Raw genomic sequence first — 20,675 nt, forward strand, 5'->3', positions numbered from 1 at the left:
TTATGGAATATAATATTTCGTACACGAAATATCAGGGGAACAATTACTTATTATAACAAAAATATTTACATAGTCAACTCTTTACATATAACGGATTGTCAAACCAAGTGCGACAGTTCCTTTATGAAAGATTCGTGAGCGGTTTTCCAGCCCAGACATTTTCGGGGGCGATGGTTGATTAAGTGAAGCGAACGCTCCAATGTTGCATCTGATATTTGCTTAAAGTCCGTGCCCTTGGGAAAGAACTCTCGAAGTAAGCCGTTCGCATTCTCATTCGAACCGCGTTGCCAGGAAGAGTAAGGGTCAGCAAAATAAATCTGTACGTCGTGTGTTTGTTCCAGGTTCGCGTAGCAGGCGAACTCCTTGCCACGGTCTGCCGTAGCGGTTCGAAAAGCCTTAGTAGGATACTGAGCAGCGGCTACGCCAAAGGCGATCTCCATCGACAAAGCCGTCCGATCGGGCATTTGAATCGCGGTGTACAGACGTGTTTTCCGTTCAATGAAGGTTGCTACACAACCCTTGCTCTTTCCACGTCCCGAAACCACCGTGTCCAGTTCCCAATGCCCAAATGTTTCCCGAGAGCGAACGTCCTTCGGACGCTCGGAAATGGGTCTGCCTACAGCAAACTTACCGCGTGTTTCCGCAGGTTTCTGACGTTTACCTTTGTGCCGGAGTACATGCAAAGCACCTTTGGTTAGACGACCTGCATAGATCCAGCGGTAGATCGTTTTAAAACATACGGTGGGTCGATTTTCAGTTTTAAAGCGCTCCACGATCTGTTCAGGGGACCATGTGGCGTGCAACTTCTCTTCCAGCTCTTCAGCATGTGCTTTCGTCCATCTACCCTTGGATACGGAAGCTTTGCGGCGCTGCACATAAGCTTGTTGTGATCTTTCTGCCTGATAAGATTGTAGTTGAACATTCCGGCTGATCTCCCGGCAAATGGTCGTATGATGCCGACCAAGTTCCTCGGCGATGGCTCTTGCACTTTTCCCTTGTCGATGTAGGATTTCTAGCTTGCTGCGTTCGATTATGCTAAGATGTGAATAACTCATGGACTGATTCTCCTTGTGTGAATGCTGGTGTGGTAACTTTCATTCTACACGAATCAGGCTATGAGCCATTTTTTATTTCCAGTAGGTGTCGCACTTCATATTACAATCCGTCATATAAAATTTTAGAAATTATTCTTAGTCATCCAATGAAGGCAAAACTCTTAACTATTTCATAAATAAAAAATAACCACAGCCCTCCTGCATTTTCAGCAAGAGTTCCATGGTTACTATTATTCGTGCGTCCATCGTCATTAAGATGTGGACAAGGCATGCTCTTTTGTTTTTGGTGTCGTCATTTTGCCTAGCAGATAAATCAGCAACTGCTGGTTGTGCATTGAAATGTTGCTGAGAACCGAATTCATAAATTCATTGCGAATCGTGATTCCCCGTTCAGTCTCCATGCGTCCCTTATCAGATAGGGATACCCATACAATTCGTCGATCCTGATCATCCCGATCCCGGCGAATCAGACCGTTTTTCTCCATACGATCCAACAACATCGTTACTGCTGCGGGTGTTGTGGCCAGAAAAGGAATCAGATCGGATGGTTTCATCTTCTCGTGATCCTCAAGAACCTCCAGTACGGCCAACTGCGCCTCTGTTAACGACGGTGCCAGCTCATGATCCATATGCAGCTTGTAGTCCTTGGTCAGCCTCGACCAGCACTTGGCAAAATCGGAATTATACATCTTGCATCGCTCCTCTCTGCAACCGGTTATCACTTCACCTGCTTAAGTTTTCGCCCTTCAAAGCCGCATTCCTGCTGCCTTTTTTCAATTTCCCAGCGATCGACCGTAATCGACGAAGGTTGTTAAACTTCGCATGGAGGTCCTCTTTTAATCCGCGCCTGAACAACAAAATAAGACTCTTTGCATGACAGGTTCCCCTGCTCTGCAAAAAGCCTTATTTAAATCCTTATTATGATGAAGAAGCTGCCTGATTCTCCGTGAGATCCATAATAAGCTCCACAATTTCATCCTGTTTGTCTACATGCACAAGCAATTTACCGATATGCTTCCGTTCGGTAATAGATACCGCTTCGGAAGAAATGTGATGTGACTGGCCTTCTTTGGTCATCACCGTTACATTCCGTTGTTTCCGACAATAGAATGCTCCGGCAATTCGGCTTCCATTCGGTTTCACCCGTTTGCCTTCCTTGAACTCAAATGTTGCCAGTCCCTTGCCGCCGCGGCTCTGCAGAGCGTAATCCAGTAACAAGGAGCGTTTGCCATAACCTAAGTCAGACAATACGGCAACCTCGCCTTCATCGCCTTCCACCCACAGAACAGAAACGACTTCATCCGTTTCTCTTAACTGAATACCTCGTACGCCTCCAGACACACGTCCCATCGGATTCACTTCCTCCTCACGGAAACGGATCGCCATGGCTTCTTTGGTAACGAGCATGATATCCTTACCACCTGTACTTAGATGAACCGATAATACCTCATCATCCTTGCCGACTTTGCAGGCTGCCACTGCACCCGATCGCTTGGTGACGTATTCCTTCAGCTCGGTACGTTTCACCTGTCCTTTGCGGGTAACAAAGACCAAACTGTGATCCGGTTCTTCGAAGGATTTAACGGCAAGCACACTTGAGATCCGATCATCTTTTGCCAGAGGAATAACGTTGACGATCGCCGTCCCCGGATCTTTCCACTTGAATTCCGGCACCTGATGCACAGGTAATAGGAAATACTGGCCTTTCTTCGTAAATACCAGCAGGTTCTCAAGCGTGTTCACTTCAAGAACCTGAGCGATATAATCGCCTTCCTTCACACCACTTGCGTTACGTTCCCCGCCGGATCGTGTGAATGACTGCATGCCTGTACGCTTGATGTATCCCTCTTTGGACAATGTGACAAATACATCTTCGGCGTTCACCAGCACTTCCAGATTAACCTTCAGTTCTTCCACTTCCCCCTGGATGGCAGAGCGACGGTCAATTCCGTATTTCTCACGAATCTCCATCAATTCTTTGCGAATGACACCGATCAGCTTGCGATCACTATCAAGAATAGAACGTAACTGCGCAATCTTTTTCATCAGTTCGCCGAGTTCCTTTTCCAGAGAAGAAATCTCCAGATTAGTCAAACGGTACAATTGTAAAGTCAGAATGGAATCCGCTTGCCGTTCCGAGAAACCAAACATCCACATCAGGTTATTTTGAGCATCCTGACGGTTCTTCGAGGCTTTAATAGCCGCAATTACCTCATCAAGGATGTTAAGAGCTTTTACCAGACCTTCCAAGACATGTGCACGGTCTTCCGCCTTCTCCAGCTCAAAGCGGGTACGGAACGTCACAACTTCACGCTGATGGGCAATATAAGCCTCGAGGATTGATTTCAATCCCAATTGCTGAGGAGCTTTGTTTACAATCGCAACCATGTTGAAGTTATAAGTGACCTGCAAGTCGGTTTTCTTCAGCAAATAAGCCAAAATACCTTGTGCATCCGCTTCTTTTTTCAGCTCAACCACGATTCGCAGGCCTTCACGCCCACTCTCATCCCGCACTTCGGCAATTCCTTCAACCTTTTTCTCCAGTCGAATGTTCTCCATTGCTGTAACAAGACGGGATTTTACGACCTGATAAGGAATCTCGGTAATAACGATCTGCTGTTTGCCACCGCGCATATTCTCGATATCGGTTTTGGACCGGATATAAATCCGCCCTTTACCAGTTCGGTAAGCATCCAGAATACCGTCCCCGCCCATAATCAATCCGCCAGTCGGAAAATCGGGACCCTTCATGAACATCATGATCTCGTCCAGTTCAATCGATGGCTTCTCCATAATGGCAATGCAGGCATCAATAGTTTCACGCAAGTTGTGCGGAGGAATCTCCGTTGCAAACCCGGAGGAAATACCACTTACACCGTTGACCAGCAAGTTCGGATAACGAGATGGCAATACAACCGGTTCTTTGGCCGTATTATCAAAATTATCCTTAAACAGAACAGTCCGTTTCTCGATGTCGCGAAGCATCTCCATAGCGATGGACGACAAACGGGCCTCCGTATAACGCATCGCTGCAGCCGGATCATCATCCTGTGATCCCCAGTTACCATGACCGTCCACGAGCATATGGCCCATTTTCCATGGCTGTGCCATCCGCACCATACCTTCATAGATGGAGGAGTCCCCGTGAGGATGGTAGTTACCCATGACGTCCCCAACGGTTTTGGCTGACTTCCGATATGGTTTCTCCGGCGTATTTCCTGAATCGTACATGGCGTACAGAATACGCCGCTGCACAGGCTTCAAACCATCCCGTACATCGGGAATGGCCCGATCCTGAATAATGTATTTGGAGTAGCGACCGAAACGGTCACCTACGACCTCTTCGAGAAAGGCCGGCATAAATTGTTCTGATAGGCTCATTCCAAGCACCTTCTATTCTTCGTACTCTGTAAAGTCGACGTTCTCTACAATCCAGCGTTTACGCGGATCAACTTTATCACCCATAAGCGTAGATACTCGACGCTCCGCTTTCGCTGCATCAACGATCTGTACCTTGAGCAATGCACGTGTTTCCGGGTTCATTGTAGTCTCCCACAGTTGATCCGGATTCATCTCGCCAAGTCCTTTATAACGTTGGAGCTCCACATTGGTTCCAAATTCTTTCATGTAATTCGCCAACTCTTCATCGGTCCAGGCATAACGTACACTTGCCATTTTGCCGGATTTGCGCGTGAGTTTGTAAAGCGGCGGCTGAGCGATATATATTTTCCCTGCATCAATTAACGGTTTCATGTAGCGGTAAAAGAAAGTCAGCAATAGTACCTGAATATGTGCACCATCCGTATCGGCATCCGTCATAATTATGATTTTGGAATAATTGCTGTCTTCAACTGCGAATTCGGTTCCAATACCCGCCCCGATCGCCGATGTAATGGCCCGGTATTCTTCGTTTTTGAGGATATCAGCCAACTTTGCTTTTTCCGGATTGAGCGGTTTTCCCTTAAGCGGGAGTATCGCCTGGATCTTGGAGTCACGTCCCTGTTTGGCTGAACCGCCTGCGGAATCCCCTTCGACGATAAATAGTTCATTCCGGGTAAAATCCTTCGATTGTGCCGGAGTCAACTTGCCATTGAGGTTGGAGCTTTCGCTGCGTTTTTTGCCCGTCCGCATCTCATCACGTGCTTTGCGTGCAGCTTCTCTGGCTCTGGAGGCCTGAACCGCTTTGCGAATCAACGTTTGCGCAACCTGAGGGTTTTCTTCCAAAAACCGCTGGATATTCTCGGACACGACAGAATCCACTGCGCTTCGCGCGGAAGCGCTACCGAGTTGATCCTTCGTTTGTCCTACGAATTCAACCTCCGACATTTTGACACTGATAACAGCCATCATGCCTTCACGCAAATCATTACCTTCAAGGTTTTTATCTTTTTCCTTAATCATGCTGGTACGCCGTGCGTAATCATTCATCACACGTGTATAAGCTGCTCTGAATCCGGTCTCATGTGTACCGCCGCCCCTAGTAGAAATCGAGTTGACGAACGACGCCAGAGTTTCCGTATAACCCGCGTTATACTGGATCGCCACTTCGACCTCAATGTCATCCTTCTCCGCATAGAAGTGAATGACATCATGCAGCACATCTTTATTTTCGTTAAGAAAAGCAACAAACTGGCTTGCTCCGCCTTCGTACATGTACTCATCCTGATTGCCTGAACGTTCGTCCTTGAGCATAATTCTCAGACCCGAGTTCAGGAAAGCAATCTCCTGAAGACGTTCTGCCAGTGTATCATAATTAAATTGAATGCCGCTCTGGAACACGCGAATATCCGGTTTAAACGTAACTTTGGTTCCCGTTCGATTGGTATTGCCCAATACTTCGAGACCAGACACCGGTTCTCCGACATGCTCAACGCCTTTTTTGTCCTGCCAATACTCGAATCGTTGACGATGAATCTTGCCATCACGGAAAATCTCGACTTCAAGCCATTCGGACAATGCGTTCGTAACTGACGCACCTACACCGTGCAAACCGCCTGATTTTTTGTATCCTGATCCACCGAACTTTCCGCCTGCGTGCAAAATCGTAAACACGACCTGGGGAGTAGGAATCCCTGTTTTATGTATACCTGTCGGAATTCCCCTTCCGTTATCCTGAACCGTAATAGAACCGTCCTTATGCAGCGTGATATCGATTTTGGAGCAGAATTTGGCGAGATGTTCGTCGACAGCGTTATCCACGATTTCCCATACCAAATGATGTAGACCCGAAGAGCTGGTGCTGCCGATGTACATCCCCGGCCGTTTCCGTACCGCTACCAGTCCTTCAAGTACTTGAATGTCGTCCGCGTCGTAGCCTGAAGACCCTTGTCCTCCGCCTGTCGAACCTGCCGACATATCGATTTGCTCGACCATTCATGCTCCCCCTTCTTAACTTGCAACTAAAAAAATGCCTAAAATGCAAACAGATGTTTTCTTATCCTTGTCCATTTTAATTCAAGATATCCCGTTTCGTAAAGACAATGAATGACACAAAGAGTGAAGCAATGCCCCAAACACTAAGCACAATAAGGGAAAAACCTAAATTCATCCCTTCGATTGGTGGCAATCCGCCAGACAAATAATTCGGAAGTTCGAGGTTAACCATGAACAAATATTTGGCTGACTGCCAGGATGCGGCCATACTGGTGAGAATAGTTCCTGCTATGAGTGCTGCCATCATGATGACAATACTTGCTGCTGTACTTCGCACTAACACAGAGACCATGAAGGCAAGCATCGCCACAATTATACTGACGAACCAGATCAGCCCTGCCTGCATTAGCATATACAACCATTGGTCCACAGCATGGACTGCTGACATATCGACATCTGTACCCACAACTTTGAATCCGGTAAAGATCGGCATCCCAAAACCTTTATATCCGAATACCGCTCCCGAAATGACATAACAGATAACGTACGCCGACACCACAATAATCGACACGAACATAATCAACGTGATGAGCTTACTCAGCAACACTTTCCAACGTTTGACCGGACGGGTCAGAAGCATTTTAATCGTACCTGTGGTACGCTCACCGGATACCAGATCCGAGGCAATCGCCATAATGAGCAGTGGTATAAACAATCCAACGGCGTTATTCATGAATTCCCGCGTAAAAGTTACACCGCCAGGCTCCTTTGGATTGATGTCATTCTCCAGATAGTATTGCATTTGCTGGATGTACACAGTCCTGTACTTTTTGTATTCTTCAGGTACCCGGTCACTGCCAAGTGAGTTCTGATTATCCGTAATGGCTTGTTGAAGCTCAAGCCGCCAGTCGCCGCCAAACTTGTCACGATTATTTTCCGCAGATTTCATCTGGGCATACGTAAACATCGGAACCAGGACCGCGAGTACGATAAAAATAATATAAAGACGTTTTTTCTTTACCATTTTGATCGTTTCGTTTCGGATCAGCGGCATGATGTTACTCAATGGATTCACCTTCTGTCATTTTTAAGAATAGCTGTTCCAGCGTAGGCTGAATCCGCTGCACTCCTTCAACCTGAATTCCGGCTTGCACCATTTGCTGGACTAGAGCCGGAATTCGATCTTCATGCATTTCAGCAACGACAGCATTCGGACCAAGCCCTGCAACAATGGTATCGTCCATAACATCTGCAGGCCGATCCACCAGGGAAACACCTGCTTTCAGCAGCATTTTTTTACCTTCCTCCAGCGGAGTAACATGCCATATCGCCAATTTGGAATGGTCTTCAATCAGTTCATTGACGCCGCCAACTGCCAGCACGCGCCCTGCACTGATAATCGCCACCCTGTCACAGAGAAGCTGAATCTCACTAAGCAAATGACTGCTGACGAATACAGCCATGCCTTCACTTGCAAGTTGTTTGATAAAGACGCGAAGTTCCTTAATCCCTTTGGGATCAAGTCCATTCGTTGGCTCATCCAGAATCAGCAGCCGTGGGCGTCCAAGCAATGCTTGTGCAATGCCAAGCCGTTGACGCATCCCTAGAGAGTAGGTTCTTACTTTATCATGAATCCGCTGATCGAGGCGTACAATATCCACAACTTCCTGAATACGGTCATTATCCACGCCTGGCTGCATACGGGCAAAATGCTCAAGATTTTCCCATCCGGTCAAATACGTGTACACTTCCGGGTTTTCAACAATGGAACCCACATATCTCAGGGCCCGTTCAGGATCACGGTTGACATCATACCCACAGACTTGAATTTTACCTTCTGTTGGTTTAATCAAATCAACTAACATCCGGATGGTTGTTGTCTTCCCGGCACCATTGGGTCCCAGAAAACCAAAAATTTCGCCTGGTTTAACGTCAAAAGTAACATCCTTAATGATCCATTTGCGTCCAATCTTTTTCTTCAGATGTTGCACGGACAATACGGAATCAGTCTGTTCTAGTGCCATTTATTTTCCGCTCCCTTCTGCTGGAGTCTCTGTCTGATATTCCTGTGCAATCCGAACCGCAATTTGCTCGTAGCCTTCTCCATTGGGATGAAAATGATCTGACGACAGGTACTGTCCCAGATGATTTTCAAACAGATCAAATGTAGGCACAAGTGTCATCTTGTCCTCATTGTTCAGAACCTTCATTGCAGCATCGTTCCATGCAGCTACAACCGCATTTCCTGGCTCTTTAAGTTCTTTCACATCCCCAAACGGATTGTATAGCCCTATGTAGGCAATCTGTGCATCAGGGTTAATTTCTTTCACTTTCTTCAATATCTCCTGCAAACGCTTCGACGTCTCCGGTAATGCCGCAGCAAGTGTCTCTGCCGTTGGCGCGTCTTCTCCCTGTAGAACCTGTCCACCCTGGAATAGATCATTGGCTCCGATCGACAACAGAATAAAGTTGGACTGTTGTAAGACATAACGTACGCCTTGTTCATCTAGCTTGCTCAACAATGCGTCTGTTCTCAAACCATTCACACCCATATTGTTAAGCACTTGCACATCATATCCCTGACCTTTGAGCAAATTACCTGCCCGTCTTACAAAACCAAGCCCCTCATCATCCCCCGTGCCTCTTGCCAGGGAATCACCGATTACAGCCATTCGAATTTTGCCATCTTTCACCACAGGTGTTGATTGCCCGCTATCCTTGGCAGGTGTCGTTGTCTGTTGTCCTGTACCTAATTGGGCATCTCCCTCAGGAAAAATGACGTCTTTAATGGCATATCCAAATCCAAATAGCAGCAGCAAAGTTGTCAATATGGATACTGTGCTTATGGTTCTCCAGATCCATGGCGCTGAATCAAGATTTCTTTTTTTCATTCATCACATCTCCGCTCATGTACACCTGGCCGGGTGCTTAAAATTTAAAATGATTTTACATTAAGATGACGCTTTTTCTAAATAACATAAATGTTCTGTCGTTAATTTGCAAATTTTGCCGCTGTATTAAGCAGAATTCAGTTTCAAATATGCTTTTACAAAAAAAAGCTATGTCACGCACAGCTTCGAGCTGTGATGACATAACCTTTTTTTGAACTAAAATCAAAATATTCTTCAATAAAATGAATTAGTTACCGATAAATTCTTGAGCCCAATATCCGTTGTAGAATCCAACACCAATTTTCGTAAAGTTTTTGCTTAGGATATTCGCACGGTGGCCTTCGCTATTCATCCAGGCTGTAACAACCTCTTGAGGTGTTTTTTGCCCTTTCGCGATATTCTCGCCAGCATAGCTGTAAGTTACTCCGAATTGTTTCATCATGTCAAACGGAGAACCATAGGTCGGTGATTGGTGATCAAAATAATTGTTGTTGCTCATATCTTTAACTTTGGCTACAGCCACTTTGTCCAAAAGAGCATCGGAAGCCAATGCGCCCAGACCAGCTTTGGCACGTTCAGCGTTCACAAGTTTTACTACTTGAGCTGCAAAATCCGATTGTGTACTCTCGCTACCACTGTTGCCTGTATTACCTGTAGTCGTTCCAGTTCCAGTTCCAGTTCCGCTATTTGAAGGATCTTTGGCTGGTGTAGTTGCCGGTTTCTCTTCTTGAGTTGGTTTTGCAGGTGTTACCGGTTTTGCAGGTGTTGTCGGTTGAGCAGGTTTGGTAGTTTGATCAGGTTTAGTTGTTTGATCAGGCTGTGTTGCAGGCTTCTCTACCGTTGTTTGCCCTTCGCCAGTGGATACAGTGTAACCATTATCTTTTAGCCACTGTTCAATGTACGCTTTTAAGCTATCCGCACTCGTAATTTTAAACGTTGTAGTTTTAGTAGTTGTTTTATATGATGCATCTGCAGCGGAAGCAGGGAGCATAACCCCTACGGCGAGTACGGCTGTCAGACTGCTGGTTACCACGGTTTTCATCCATTTCTTCTTCAAATTCATTCATCTCCTTAGGAATATTAGTTATGACAACTTTGTAATTAATACTCTAGGAGTATATCAATTGGATAGTAGATTGTGAACCCATAAATTATGGAAAAGTAACTTTTTTGTCATTTTTATAACCTGTTTCAAGTGCGTGTAGACGGTTTATAGTACATTGCCCCTATCCTACAATCTGCTCTTAAAACCCTGGTATATCAACTAAAACTCCAACCATCAACCTTAAAATACGGCATAAAAAAATGGCATCCGGACAAAAAATCGCCGAATGCCACTTATCTTTTATTTATCATTCACCACACGAAAAACGTGAAGATCGCGATATAATAAAACTCTTTTTCTATAGAAGGACTTTACTGAAACGGTAGCCTCTCTTCTGGAAACCAATATGCTCGTAGAAAGAATAGGTTGTTGAAGTCACTTCACGGTTCGCTCCGGTGACAAACAATTGTTTCCCACCTTGCTGTCTGCCCCAATCCTCGGCACGAGCCATCAGACGACGGCCAATTCCGCCCCCACGATGTTCTTGCCCTACTATCAAGGACGTAATTTGTGCGGCAGGTTCCGGATAGGCATGACTTTGCACACATTGCAAGCCAATCACACCAATAATCTGTTCATCCACTTCGGCAACAAGCATGCACGCGTTTGGATTACTTTCCAAACATTCAATGCGCTCTTTCATGACATTGGCTGTTGTGGGATAGCTGACCTCTCGCATCAGTCCCGTTACCGCTTCAGCATCTCGCAGTTCACACTCTCGGATCATCAGTACAGGGGCCTCAACATTATTGGACATGATTTACCTCCACTTTCAGCATATTAGCGGCTTGTACCGCTGTTTTACGAGCTTCTTCCACATCTTGGCCGGCACTTAATGCTACGGCCATTCGGCGTCCCACTTTGGTCTCAGGTTTGCCAAATACACGAACCTGAGTACGAGGAAGCGCCAGTGCTTCTTCAATCCCGCCTACAGTAAAGTCAGATGATTCATCATTAGCCTTCAGCGTTGCTGAAGCTCCCGGTGTCAGTAAATGTACACCTGTGACCGGAAAACCAAGAATTGCACGCACATGCAGCGCAAACTCGGAACTATCTTGCGTTACCATAGTAACCATGCCTGTATCATGCGGACGAGGCGATACCTCGCTGAACACAACTCCATCTGATGTCAGGAATAATTCGACCCCGAACAGTCCATAACCACCGAGTTCATCCGTAACAGACTTGGCAATATGACAAGCTTGTTCCCATTGCTCCGGTGTCATCGCATGAGGCTGCCACGATTCGACATAATCCCCATCTTTCTGAATATGGCCGATCGGAGGACAAAATACAGTCCCTGAGACAGATCTAACAGTGAGCAGCGTAATTTCGCTGTCAAACTTCACAAAGCTTTCCACAATGACTCGTACGGATTTGCCACGTGCTCCCGAAAGAGCAATGTTCCAGCAATCCTCTACGTCATCCGATGTACGGCATACACTCTGCCCTTTACCGGAAGAACTCATTAGTGGTTTGATGACGCATGGTGTACCCAATTCACGAACAGCTTCCTGCAGTTGTTCCAGGTTGTCCGCAAAAAGATAGGCCGCTGTCGGAAGGTTCAATTGTTCGGCTGCCAGACGGCGGATGCCTTCGCGATCCATCGTTAAACGGGCAGCACGGGCCGTAGGAACGACACAAAATCCTTCTTCCTCAAGCTCGAGTAAAGCTTCTGTTGCGATTGCTTCAATCTCAGGTACGATGTAATGAGGTTGTTCCTTTCGGATCAATTGTTTCAGAGCTTCGGCATTTAACATGTCGATGCAGTAAGACCGATGCGCAACCTGCATAGCAGGTGCGTTTTCGTAACGATCAACAGCGATCGTCTCTACTCCCAGTCGTTGAGCCTCAATAACGACCTCTTTTCCCAATTCTCCGCTGCCCAATAGCAGCATTTTTTTGGCTTGAGCCGAAAATGGAGCACCCCACATGTTCTTTCCAATCCTCCCAAAGAGAAATCTTCTATATCTATCTCTCTATTTTCGGGGTTTTGGTTAAAGAATGCAAGAGTGCTCCCTATTTTTCTTGTGAATTTTACAAGATTTTTTGTGTTTTTTCGATCAATTTTTACAAAAATCTGTATTGAGCTTCTATTAATCCATTATAAACTCCTTGTTTCTGGATAAGTTGCTCATGGTTTCCTTCTTCCTTGATTTCACCATGATCCAGCACGATAATGTTATCCGCATTTCGGATCGTCGAGAGACGGTGGGCCACCATAAAGGAAGTTCTTCCTTTCAGCAGCACTTTCAAAGCCTCCTGAATTTTGAGCTCCGTTTCGGTGTCGATGCTGGCAGTCGCTTCATCCAAAATCAAGATTCGAGGGTCAGCCAGCAGGGCACGGGCAAAGGATAACAATTGCCGTTGTCCCATGGATAATACATTCCCGCGTTCTTCGACTTCCGTATCGTATCCACCCGGCAGCTTCATAATAAATTCATGGGCATTAACTGCCTTCGCAGCTTCTTCCACTTCTTCATTGGTTGCATCAAGCCGTCCAAAACGAATATTATCGCGAATGGTGCCAGAGAAGATAAACGTGTCCTGCAACACAATACTGATCTGGCTGCGCAGACTTTCAACCGTTACATCCCTTACATCCTGACCATCAATAGTGAGACGTCCGCCTGATATGTCATAGAATCGGCTGATGAGATTGATAATGGTACTTTTACCTGAACCCGTATGACCTACAAGTGCAATCGATTGTCCGGCATCTGCAGAGAAACTGATTCCCTTCAGCGCCTGTCTGCCCTTCTCATATTCAAACACCACATTGTCGAATACAATATCTCCTTTAATAGAAGCAAGCGGCTTGGCTCCAGGTTTATCTGCAATACTCGGCTCCTCATCCATAAACTCGAAGATCCGTTCGGAGGAAGCCATGGCAACGAGCAACTGATTGTACATCTGTCCCAGACGGTTAATCGGATCCCAGAAGTTGCCGACATAGTTGGCAAAAGCTACGAGTAATCCGATTGTCAGCTGCCCCTCTTGAATCAAATAAGCACCAAACCAGAACAGGATTAACGTTCCGAAGCCGCCTGTAATTTCAATCAGAGGACCAAATCCTTGGTTCATGGCCGATGCTCTATCCCATGATTTTTTGCTCGACAGATTCATGTTGTCAAAATACTTCATGTTTTCTTTTTCCTGCGTATAGGCCTGAGTCACACGAATCCCCTGAATGGATTCATTCAAATGGGAGTTGATACGTGAGTTCTTCATACGTACATCCTGCCAGGCACGGCGGATCAACACGCGCAGTTTGGTCGAAATGATAAACATGAGTGGAACCGTAATAATGACCGCAAGACCGAGTTTCCAATTGATCAGCAGCAATATGACGATAATTCCCAACAGCTGCACACAGTCAATCATGACGTTGACCGCACCGTTAGTGAACAGATCCTGCAGGGAGTTGATATCATTGGTGACACGCACCAGTACCGAACCCGCAGGTCTTTTGTCAAAAAAGTTAAAGGACAGCTTCTGGATATGTTTGAACAGATCCGCGCGAAGATCATAAATGACCCGTTGTCCGATAATGTTCGTCAATTTGATTCGGTACGTATTAGCCGCCCATTGAATCAGATACAACACAAGCACAGAACCAGCAATAATATAAAGCATCGTCAAGCTTGGCAAACCCGTTGCAGGTGCAATTGCTTTATCAATCGCCAAACTGATCAAAAATGGAACGGACAATTTCGTAATGGTACCCAAAATCATCATTAGAATAATGAGTGGCAAGAGTTGTCTTGCATAAGGTTTCATGTAAGAGAACAAACGTCCGAACTCACGCCAGTTAAACGGTTTTTCAATTATTTCGTCGTCCTGATATACAAAACGTTCATTCATTTTCTTGTCAGAGGTCTCTTTGACCTCGCGCCTATCGGCTACCGTTTCGGCACTCATGAATTCACCTGCTCCCCAGCCTCCCGCTTACCGCGGGCAATATAATCTGCGTATTGAATCTCATATACGTCCCGGTAAGGCCCAGGCTCTTCAATGAGACGTTTGTGTGTGCCACGTTGAACGACACGTCCTTCATCCAGTACCAAAATCTCATCTGCGTGACGCAAGGAAGAGATCCGATGCGCAATGATAAACGTCGTTCTTCCACGCATGACTTCCTGGAATCCGGATTGAATTTCATGTTCGGTCTCCATGTCGACTGCACTGGTTGCATCATCCAAAACGAGAATTTTCGGGTTTTTCAGCAGAGCTCTAGCAATTGCAATCCGCTGTTTTTGTCCTCCCGACAACCCCATTCCCCGCTCCCCTACGACCGTATCGTATCCTTCAGGGAATTCCATGATGAACTCATGGGCTTTGGCCAGTTTGGCTGCGCGGATAATTTCATCCATCGTGACATTCTTAAGTCCATAAGAAATGTTGTTGCGAATGCTGGAAGAGAACAGGAACGTTTCCTGGAACACAGAAGCTATCTGGCTCCGAAGGCTGCGAATTCCAATATCCTTAATATTTTTTCCATCCAGCTTAATGGTACCCGAGTTCACATTGTACGCCCGCATCAGAAGCTGAATAATGGTTGATTTACCCGAACCTGTTCCTCCCAGGAAGCCAATCACGGAACCAGGTGGCGCATCAAAATTAATATCGGTTACTGCCGGCATTTTATTGCCGTAGGCAAAGGTAACCGATTCAAAGGTCACATGCCCATTAACTTGATCAGCCTCCACAATGACTGGATCTTCTGTCTCTTGCACATCTACCGGCGTATTCAACAGTTCTAACACCCGTTCACCCGATGCTTTGGATTGCGTATAGTTGTTGATATGGAAACCAAGGTTCCACATTGGACCAATTATGTACCAGATCAAACTGAAAAAGGCAACGAGTTGACCGAGTGTTAACGATTTTTGAATAACCATGTTTCCACCAACCAGGAGCAGCAGGACTACGCTGACAGAAGCGAGAATCTCCATGATCGGAAAATAGTGGCTCCACAATGTTGCTGCATGAATCTGATTTGTTTTGTAACGCTCGTTGCGAACGGAAAACTTCTCCACTTCGTGAGGCTCACGTGCAAATGACTTTACAGTACGCACACCTGTAATATTCTCCTGTACTGCTGTAGTCAAAGAGCTGAGTGCCAGCCGCATTTCTTGGAACGCAGGGTGAATTCGGGATTCGAATCTCAGCGCCACGAAGGCAAGCAGAGGAATACATATGAGCGTTAGCAAGGTAAGCTTCCAACTCATGGTCATCATCATGATTGCGCCGAATATGACCATCAGAACCATGTTGAGAATTTGAGCGAAGCCAAATCCGATAAAGTTGCGGATCGCTTCGAGATCTCCCGTGAGGCGGGACATCAAGTCTCCCGTTTTGGCCGTATCGTAATACCGGAAGGATAAAAATTGAAGCTTTTCGTAACAAGCGTTACGAAGTCGGTACGCCAAGAAGTTTCCGAGACGCCCTCCAAAAAGACCGTGTAAAAATTGCATTCCCGCTTTCAAAATAACGACACCTAATACCGTTAAAGCAAGTTTGGGAACGTCTTCAAAATTGCGCGGAGTGATGACGTCATCAATCAGTATCCTTAGCAGGTTCGGATACACCAGTCCAAGCGCGGTCGCTATGGCGAGGCATAAGATCGATAAAAATAAATACGTGCGCTTCTCCCAGAAAAAGATCTGCAATTGCCTGAGAACATCCATGTCTCTCCTCCTCTTATATCGTTCAAAAACAGTATGAACATTTATGAAGTTTATCACCGTCCCCCCTTCGCGGCAAAGCGAATAAGCGACCATATTCAGGCTACTTTCACCTTAATGCGGCATTAAGGGAGGTAGATACCCTCCTATCAATCAAATGTTTGAATATTCTCTTCCTTTCAGGTTGTTCGTACCAAAAAAGGCTCCCTGTATACCTTTAGAGGCAGGGGCCTTTTTTGGTACAACGACAAATTTCAACATATCGCTGTATAACTCATTTTGTTTTAAAACCGTTTCCATACAGACATGGATTTGAATACCTTTTATTCACGTTCAATCTGCCCCAGTTGTACAGACAGACTCTCCCATTCTTCGGCAGGAATTCCACTGGTCAGTGTCTCATGAAGGGCACCAACGGCCTCCTCAAGTCTCTCTTCCAATTGACGGGATTGATGCTGCAAAGACTGCTCAAGCTGGTTGTCATAGAATTGAACCAGCTTATTCTCCGCAGCAGGCAGAACATCAATCACCATTTGTTTAATAACAGGATCAAGTGCCTCCTGCAGCCGTTGTCGTCCATCTCCTTCGAAGAACTGTTTCGGATTACGGAAATAACTCAGATATGCTTTCCAACCCGAAGGTTCTTCCAAACGCACCTCTTCCAGAACAGGCGTGCTCCAGCGTTCGTTCAGTGGCAACGACAGATCCATGCCCCCGGACAATCGTTTCAGTTCATCTACACATTCGGTCACTTGCTTGTGCAGCCAAGTCTGACCCGCCTGTTCGAGTCTGAGTGTGGTTGCGAGCAGTTCCTGTTCCAGTTCGATGGCAATCATGCGCAGCAGTTCGCGACCGCAGGCTGCGAAGGCTGCTTTCAGATTCCCGCGATCCTCGCGAAGGACTGAAGGATGGAACGCTTCTGCCATGAACAGACCAAAACGGTAACCCAGGCGCTGCCGCACATGGAACAGAAGTTCAGCCGTTTCCTGAGCCAGTTCTGCCTTCATGGACCGTTCCGCGAGCAAATGTACACTCTGAAGTGACTGTTCCTGGATTGAGCCAAGCTCATCCCGACGTCGCTGTAGAACCTCTTCCCCCTGGGTCGCATCCTCGGCACGTGTCTTCAGTCGTTTTATAACCCGTGCGATCTCTTCAGAAGCCCCACCGACCGCAAGATCCGCAAGTTCTCTTCCTGCAAACCGGTTAAATTCTTCCTCGAACTGAATGAAGCCGGATTGCTCCAGTAACTTCGCATCGTTGGCTGTCTTGCCTTCCATTGCTAACATGCTGGATACAGGAAAGAGACGTGGTGCCCGAATGCCATTACTGCGCAGCTGTGTGCTCACATGGTCAAGAACCTGCTCCAACTCCTCTTCTGAGGAAGACAAATCACTCGCATTAACCACAAAGAACATTTGATCCATCGCCGAGCTGTCTTTGACTCGTCCCAATTGATTCAGGAACTGTCGGTCTCCTTGAGAGAAGGCATGATTGTAGTACGTTACGAAAATGAGTGCATCCGCATTCTTCATATAATTGAATGTGACGCCCGTATGACGGGCATTCACGGAGTCAGCCCCTGGCGTATCTACAAGGACAATCCCTTGTTCTGTCACATCACAACTGTAGTACAAGTCAATACTGTCGACAAAGCAAGACTTCTTCTCATTAGCGACAAAGTTACGATATCCGTTCAGATCCACCAGCACATCCTGGCCGAGTTGATCTGCGGTATCCTCCCAGCCTGCTGCGGCTGCCTGCAGAAAGCTGTAATGCGGACGTCCCGCCGGATGCACATCCTGTGGCGAAAGGGCTTTGACCCGTTTTTGCCAGTCTGCCCCAGGCTCGCCCAGTCCAAGCAAACGGAAGGAATACGCGAGATCCTCCTGGAAGGCGTCCGGGGTCTTCATCCGGACCCGGGCTGTTCCATGCTCCGCGCCACCGGACGGAGCCATGATCCGGTTAATTGCCGCTGTCGTTGGATGCGGCGAGACCGGTAACACGGCTTCGCCCAGCAACGCGTTGGCGAAGGAGGACTTGCCGGCGCTGAACGCTCCGAACAGCGCCAGCGTAAACGTGCCGCCCGCAAGCGAAGCCGCGCGTGCACGCAGATCCCGTACCGCCGACCCCATGGCGGGGTACGGCTCTACCAGCGCAGCGGCGGCTTCCAGCCGTGCCGCCGCTGCGTCCAGGCGCCGGCGACGCTGTGCGCCAGCCGCCGGCTGCCCGTGCACCGCCGCTTTGCGTGGCGGCGGTGTCCCTGGAGTCTGTGGCTGCGCAGCCACAGACTCTGCCGTGCCCGTGTGCGGGCCGGGTGCTTCACCCGGCTCGTGCGCGGCCACGGGCGGGCCCTGCACCTCCGGCAACAGCCCGGAGGTGAGGGGGCCCGCAGGCGGCAGCAGGCTGCGCAGCCCTGCTGCCTCGGCGTCGGCGGCGCGCTGTAGCGCCGTGTAGCGCGCCGCCGACGCGGATTGCGCCAGCAGCGCTGTGCGGCTGGCGTCCAACGCCTGGAGCGCGGCTTCGCCCTGCGCGCCCAGCGCTTCAAGCAAGCGGTCGGCCAGCATCATGGCCGACCTGCGGTAACGGGCCTCAATCTCGCCCCGTATATCTTTGCTGAATTGAAGCACATACTCGGGAGATACCTCTGCACTGGCGCTCCGTTTCATCTCCAGCAGTGCTTCATCTACCGCAGGCAGCTCCGCGTTCAGCGCCTGCTCCCACTCAGCGCCCCACAGCTGATGAACTTCACCCAACTGTCTAAGCATGGTACGGATATGCACCTCTACTTGCCCCGAGGCCTGATCTTGCAAAAGTCTTACAAGCTCAGCGGCACGACGCAGTTTCTCCTGCTCGGTCTTACCACCAGAGAACAATAAGCCTACCCGGAAACCGGGTTTACGGCTCTCCAAATAGGCCGCGGCAGAGGTACGAATATCCGCAGGGGTCAGGTTCGCATTTGCCAGAAGGGGTTCCAACTCCGCCCGAAACTTCTCCCGTTCACGTGATGGTTTGGAACGAAGTTCAGCTTCCTTTTGATCCAGGAGACCCAACTCCCGTTCCAGACGTTCAATACCTTCCTTGCCCCCAACTTCCTCCAGGAGCGCTGTCTCTTCCTCTTCGCGTTCTTCGGCACGTCTAGTCAGGTGCTGTTCAGTCACATGGCTCGCTGAGCTTGCAAGGCTGTGCTTGATTAACCCTTCCTTCTCATTCATCATATGTTCAATCAGTTGAGGAAGCTGCTTCCACTGGCTGTAACGATGCTCCTTGTCCCGAAGCGAAGTAAACAGCAGACCATCATACCGGACTTCCCAAGCTGCAAAAATAGCTTCTACACCTTCAACATATTGGTCAAACGAAAGCTCCTGTTCCCGATGTTTATCAATCTGGTTTACGATAAGAAACAACGGTTTGCCCCAATCGGATAGACTTTTGGCAAAAGAAAGATTGCTTTCCGATTGCACATGGTTATAATCCATCACATAGAACACCACATCGGCAAGATGAAGTGCTGAATGTGTTGCTAGGCTGTGCCCCTGATCGGTCGAATCCACGCCTGGCGTATCAAGTAATACGGCATCATCTTTCAGTAGGAGAATGTCATCCCATACTTCAATGGAGGTGTATGCCCCACCATTCTTGCAATACTCTTCCAATTGTTCTGGAGAAACCTCAAGAACTCCCGCTGAATTGTCAGCGCTTACGTTCGACGACGTATAAATAAGTGCTCTCGGCTCACCGTTACGGATGGATACAACATTCGCACTTGTAGGTACAGGACTCGAAGGCAAAACCCGCTTGCCACATAAACTATTGATTAGACTCGATTTGCCTGCCGAGAAGTGTCCACAAAACGCAATCGTTAACTGTTTCATTTCCGCCTTACTGATCAAATCCGTTAAAGCCTGTACAGCTGTATGGTCCCCTGTCTGCTCCATCGCTTCTCGCAGTGGAAGCAGAGGTTTGGCCATCTCTACTGGGTAATCTGTTCTGGACATGACTGGCCTTCCCCCTGGCTCCTCTAATTTGACATCTGGTCCGATGTCTTTATCTTATAATTCATTTATTTTACCATTATCAAGTTTGAAATTGAACGGTTTGAATGCAAGATGACTGACAAAGAAATTTTCACATCGCAATTCTCCACATAAAAAAATAAAACCGATCCTGTCGGTTTTATCTGTGAAACGATTGTATTCCATAAGAAGCATGCTGCGTCCATGCCCAATGGGATCACCTTCAAAAGGATAACCCAGTGACATAGAAGCAGCATATCTTATTATTCCAAATCTCTTAAGAAACGGCGTTCTCCATCGAAGGCAGCAAAATTTCAAATACTTGTCCATGCTGCAGAATCGTAATGTCACGACCTTTGTCTCTCATGACAACCACTTCTGGTTTCGTGGACATACGCTCCAAATAATGTTCAGGCACATCGCCAGAATGGCTTACAGTGATGCCTTCTACTTCTTTTTCTTCGTTTTCAGCCATTTCCTGTTCAACGATTTGTTCGAAAATATCGGAGAAGGCCTCAAAATTGTCAGTGTACACGGAAATGCATTTCATG

General features: G+C 47.4%; 14 protein-coding genes. All 14 read right to left on the bottom strand.

What is annotated here, in order from left to right; genetic code table 11:
* Positions 1-98 precede the first annotated feature (98 nt).
* Complete coding sequence (locus AC3ITG_RS20270) at positions 99-1,055, bottom strand: IS30 family transposase (protein ID WP_413372728.1); 957 nt, start codon at positions 1,053-1,055, stop codon at positions 99-101.
* A 251-nt stretch (positions 1,056-1,306) separates the two neighbouring features.
* The gene (locus tag AC3ITG_RS20275; RefSeq protein ID WP_413372270.1) at positions 1,307-1,744 is read right to left on the bottom strand and encodes a MarR family winged helix-turn-helix transcriptional regulator; all 438 of its coding nucleotides are present in this window, start codon (positions 1,742-1,744) and stop codon (positions 1,307-1,309) included.
* Between the two features lie 229 nt (positions 1,745-1,973).
* Positions 1,974-4,436 carry a DNA gyrase subunit A gene (gene gyrA, locus AC3ITG_RS20280; RefSeq protein ID WP_489251179.1) on the bottom strand — a complete coding sequence of 821 codons (2,463 nt, stop codon included), beginning with the start codon at positions 4,434-4,436 and terminating at the stop codon, positions 1,974-1,976.
* Positions 4,437-4,448: 12 nt separating this feature from the next.
* Positions 4,449-6,428 (bottom strand): DNA topoisomerase IV subunit B, encoded by a 1,980-nt coding sequence (gene parE, locus AC3ITG_RS20285; RefSeq protein WP_489251180.1) that lies wholly within the window; start codon positions 6,426-6,428, stop codon positions 4,449-4,451.
* A gap of 76 nt (positions 6,429-6,504) precedes the next feature.
* Entirely contained in the window at positions 6,505-7,494 is a 990-nt protein-coding gene (locus AC3ITG_RS20290) for an ABC transporter permease (RefSeq protein WP_063563174.1), read from the bottom strand.
* The gene (locus AC3ITG_RS20295; protein WP_489251181.1) at positions 7,487-8,452 is read right to left on the bottom strand and encodes an ABC transporter ATP-binding protein; all 966 of its coding nucleotides are present in this window, start codon (positions 8,450-8,452) and stop codon (positions 7,487-7,489) included. Before AC3ITG_RS20295 ends, AC3ITG_RS20290 begins: the two co-directional genes overlap by 8 nt.
* Positions 8,453-9,319, bottom strand: a complete 867-nt coding sequence (locus AC3ITG_RS20300; protein WP_489251182.1) for a GDSL-type esterase/lipase family protein — start codon at positions 9,317-9,319, stop codon at positions 8,453-8,455. It lies immediately after the preceding gene.
* Positions 9,320-9,566: 247 nt separating this feature from the next.
* Positions 9,567-10,376, bottom strand: coding sequence for a CAP domain-containing protein (locus AC3ITG_RS20305; protein ID WP_489251183.1), 810 nt, complete (start codon positions 10,374-10,376; stop codon positions 9,567-9,569).
* 346 nt (positions 10,377-10,722) lie between these two features.
* On the bottom strand, positions 10,723-11,181 hold the full coding sequence (locus tag AC3ITG_RS20310; RefSeq protein ID WP_062328403.1) for a GNAT family N-acetyltransferase: 459 nt from the start codon (positions 11,179-11,181) through the stop codon (positions 10,723-10,725).
* Positions 11,171-12,358 carry a formate-dependent phosphoribosylglycinamide formyltransferase gene (gene purT / locus AC3ITG_RS20315; RefSeq protein WP_413372278.1) on the bottom strand — a complete coding sequence of 396 codons (1,188 nt, stop codon included), beginning with the start codon at positions 12,356-12,358 and terminating at the stop codon, positions 11,171-11,173. The genes AC3ITG_RS20310 and purT overlap by 11 nt, the downstream gene beginning before the upstream one ends.
* A gap of 136 nt (positions 12,359-12,494) precedes the next feature.
* On the bottom strand, positions 12,495-14,345 hold the full coding sequence (locus AC3ITG_RS20320) for an ABC transporter ATP-binding protein (protein ID WP_489251184.1): 1,851 nt from the start codon (positions 14,343-14,345) through the stop codon (positions 12,495-12,497).
* Complete coding sequence (locus tag AC3ITG_RS20325) at positions 14,342-16,114, bottom strand: ABC transporter ATP-binding protein (protein ID WP_413372281.1); 1,773 nt, start codon at positions 16,112-16,114, stop codon at positions 14,342-14,344. The genes AC3ITG_RS20320 and AC3ITG_RS20325 overlap by 4 nt, the downstream gene beginning before the upstream one ends.
* A 320-nt stretch (positions 16,115-16,434) precedes the next feature.
* Positions 16,435-20,106 (bottom strand): dynamin family protein, encoded by a 3,672-nt coding sequence (locus AC3ITG_RS20330; protein ID WP_489251185.1) that lies wholly within the window; start codon positions 20,104-20,106, stop codon positions 16,435-16,437.
* A 295-nt stretch (positions 20,107-20,401) separates the two neighbouring features.
* Positions 20,402-20,674 carry a hypothetical protein gene (locus tag AC3ITG_RS20335; protein WP_024630585.1) on the bottom strand — a complete coding sequence of 91 codons (273 nt, stop codon included), beginning with the start codon at positions 20,672-20,674 and terminating at the stop codon, positions 20,402-20,404.
* Position 20,675 lies beyond the last annotated feature (1 nt).

The sequence above is a fragment of the Paenibacillus sp. GL_099_B genome (genome assembly GCF_057835695.1).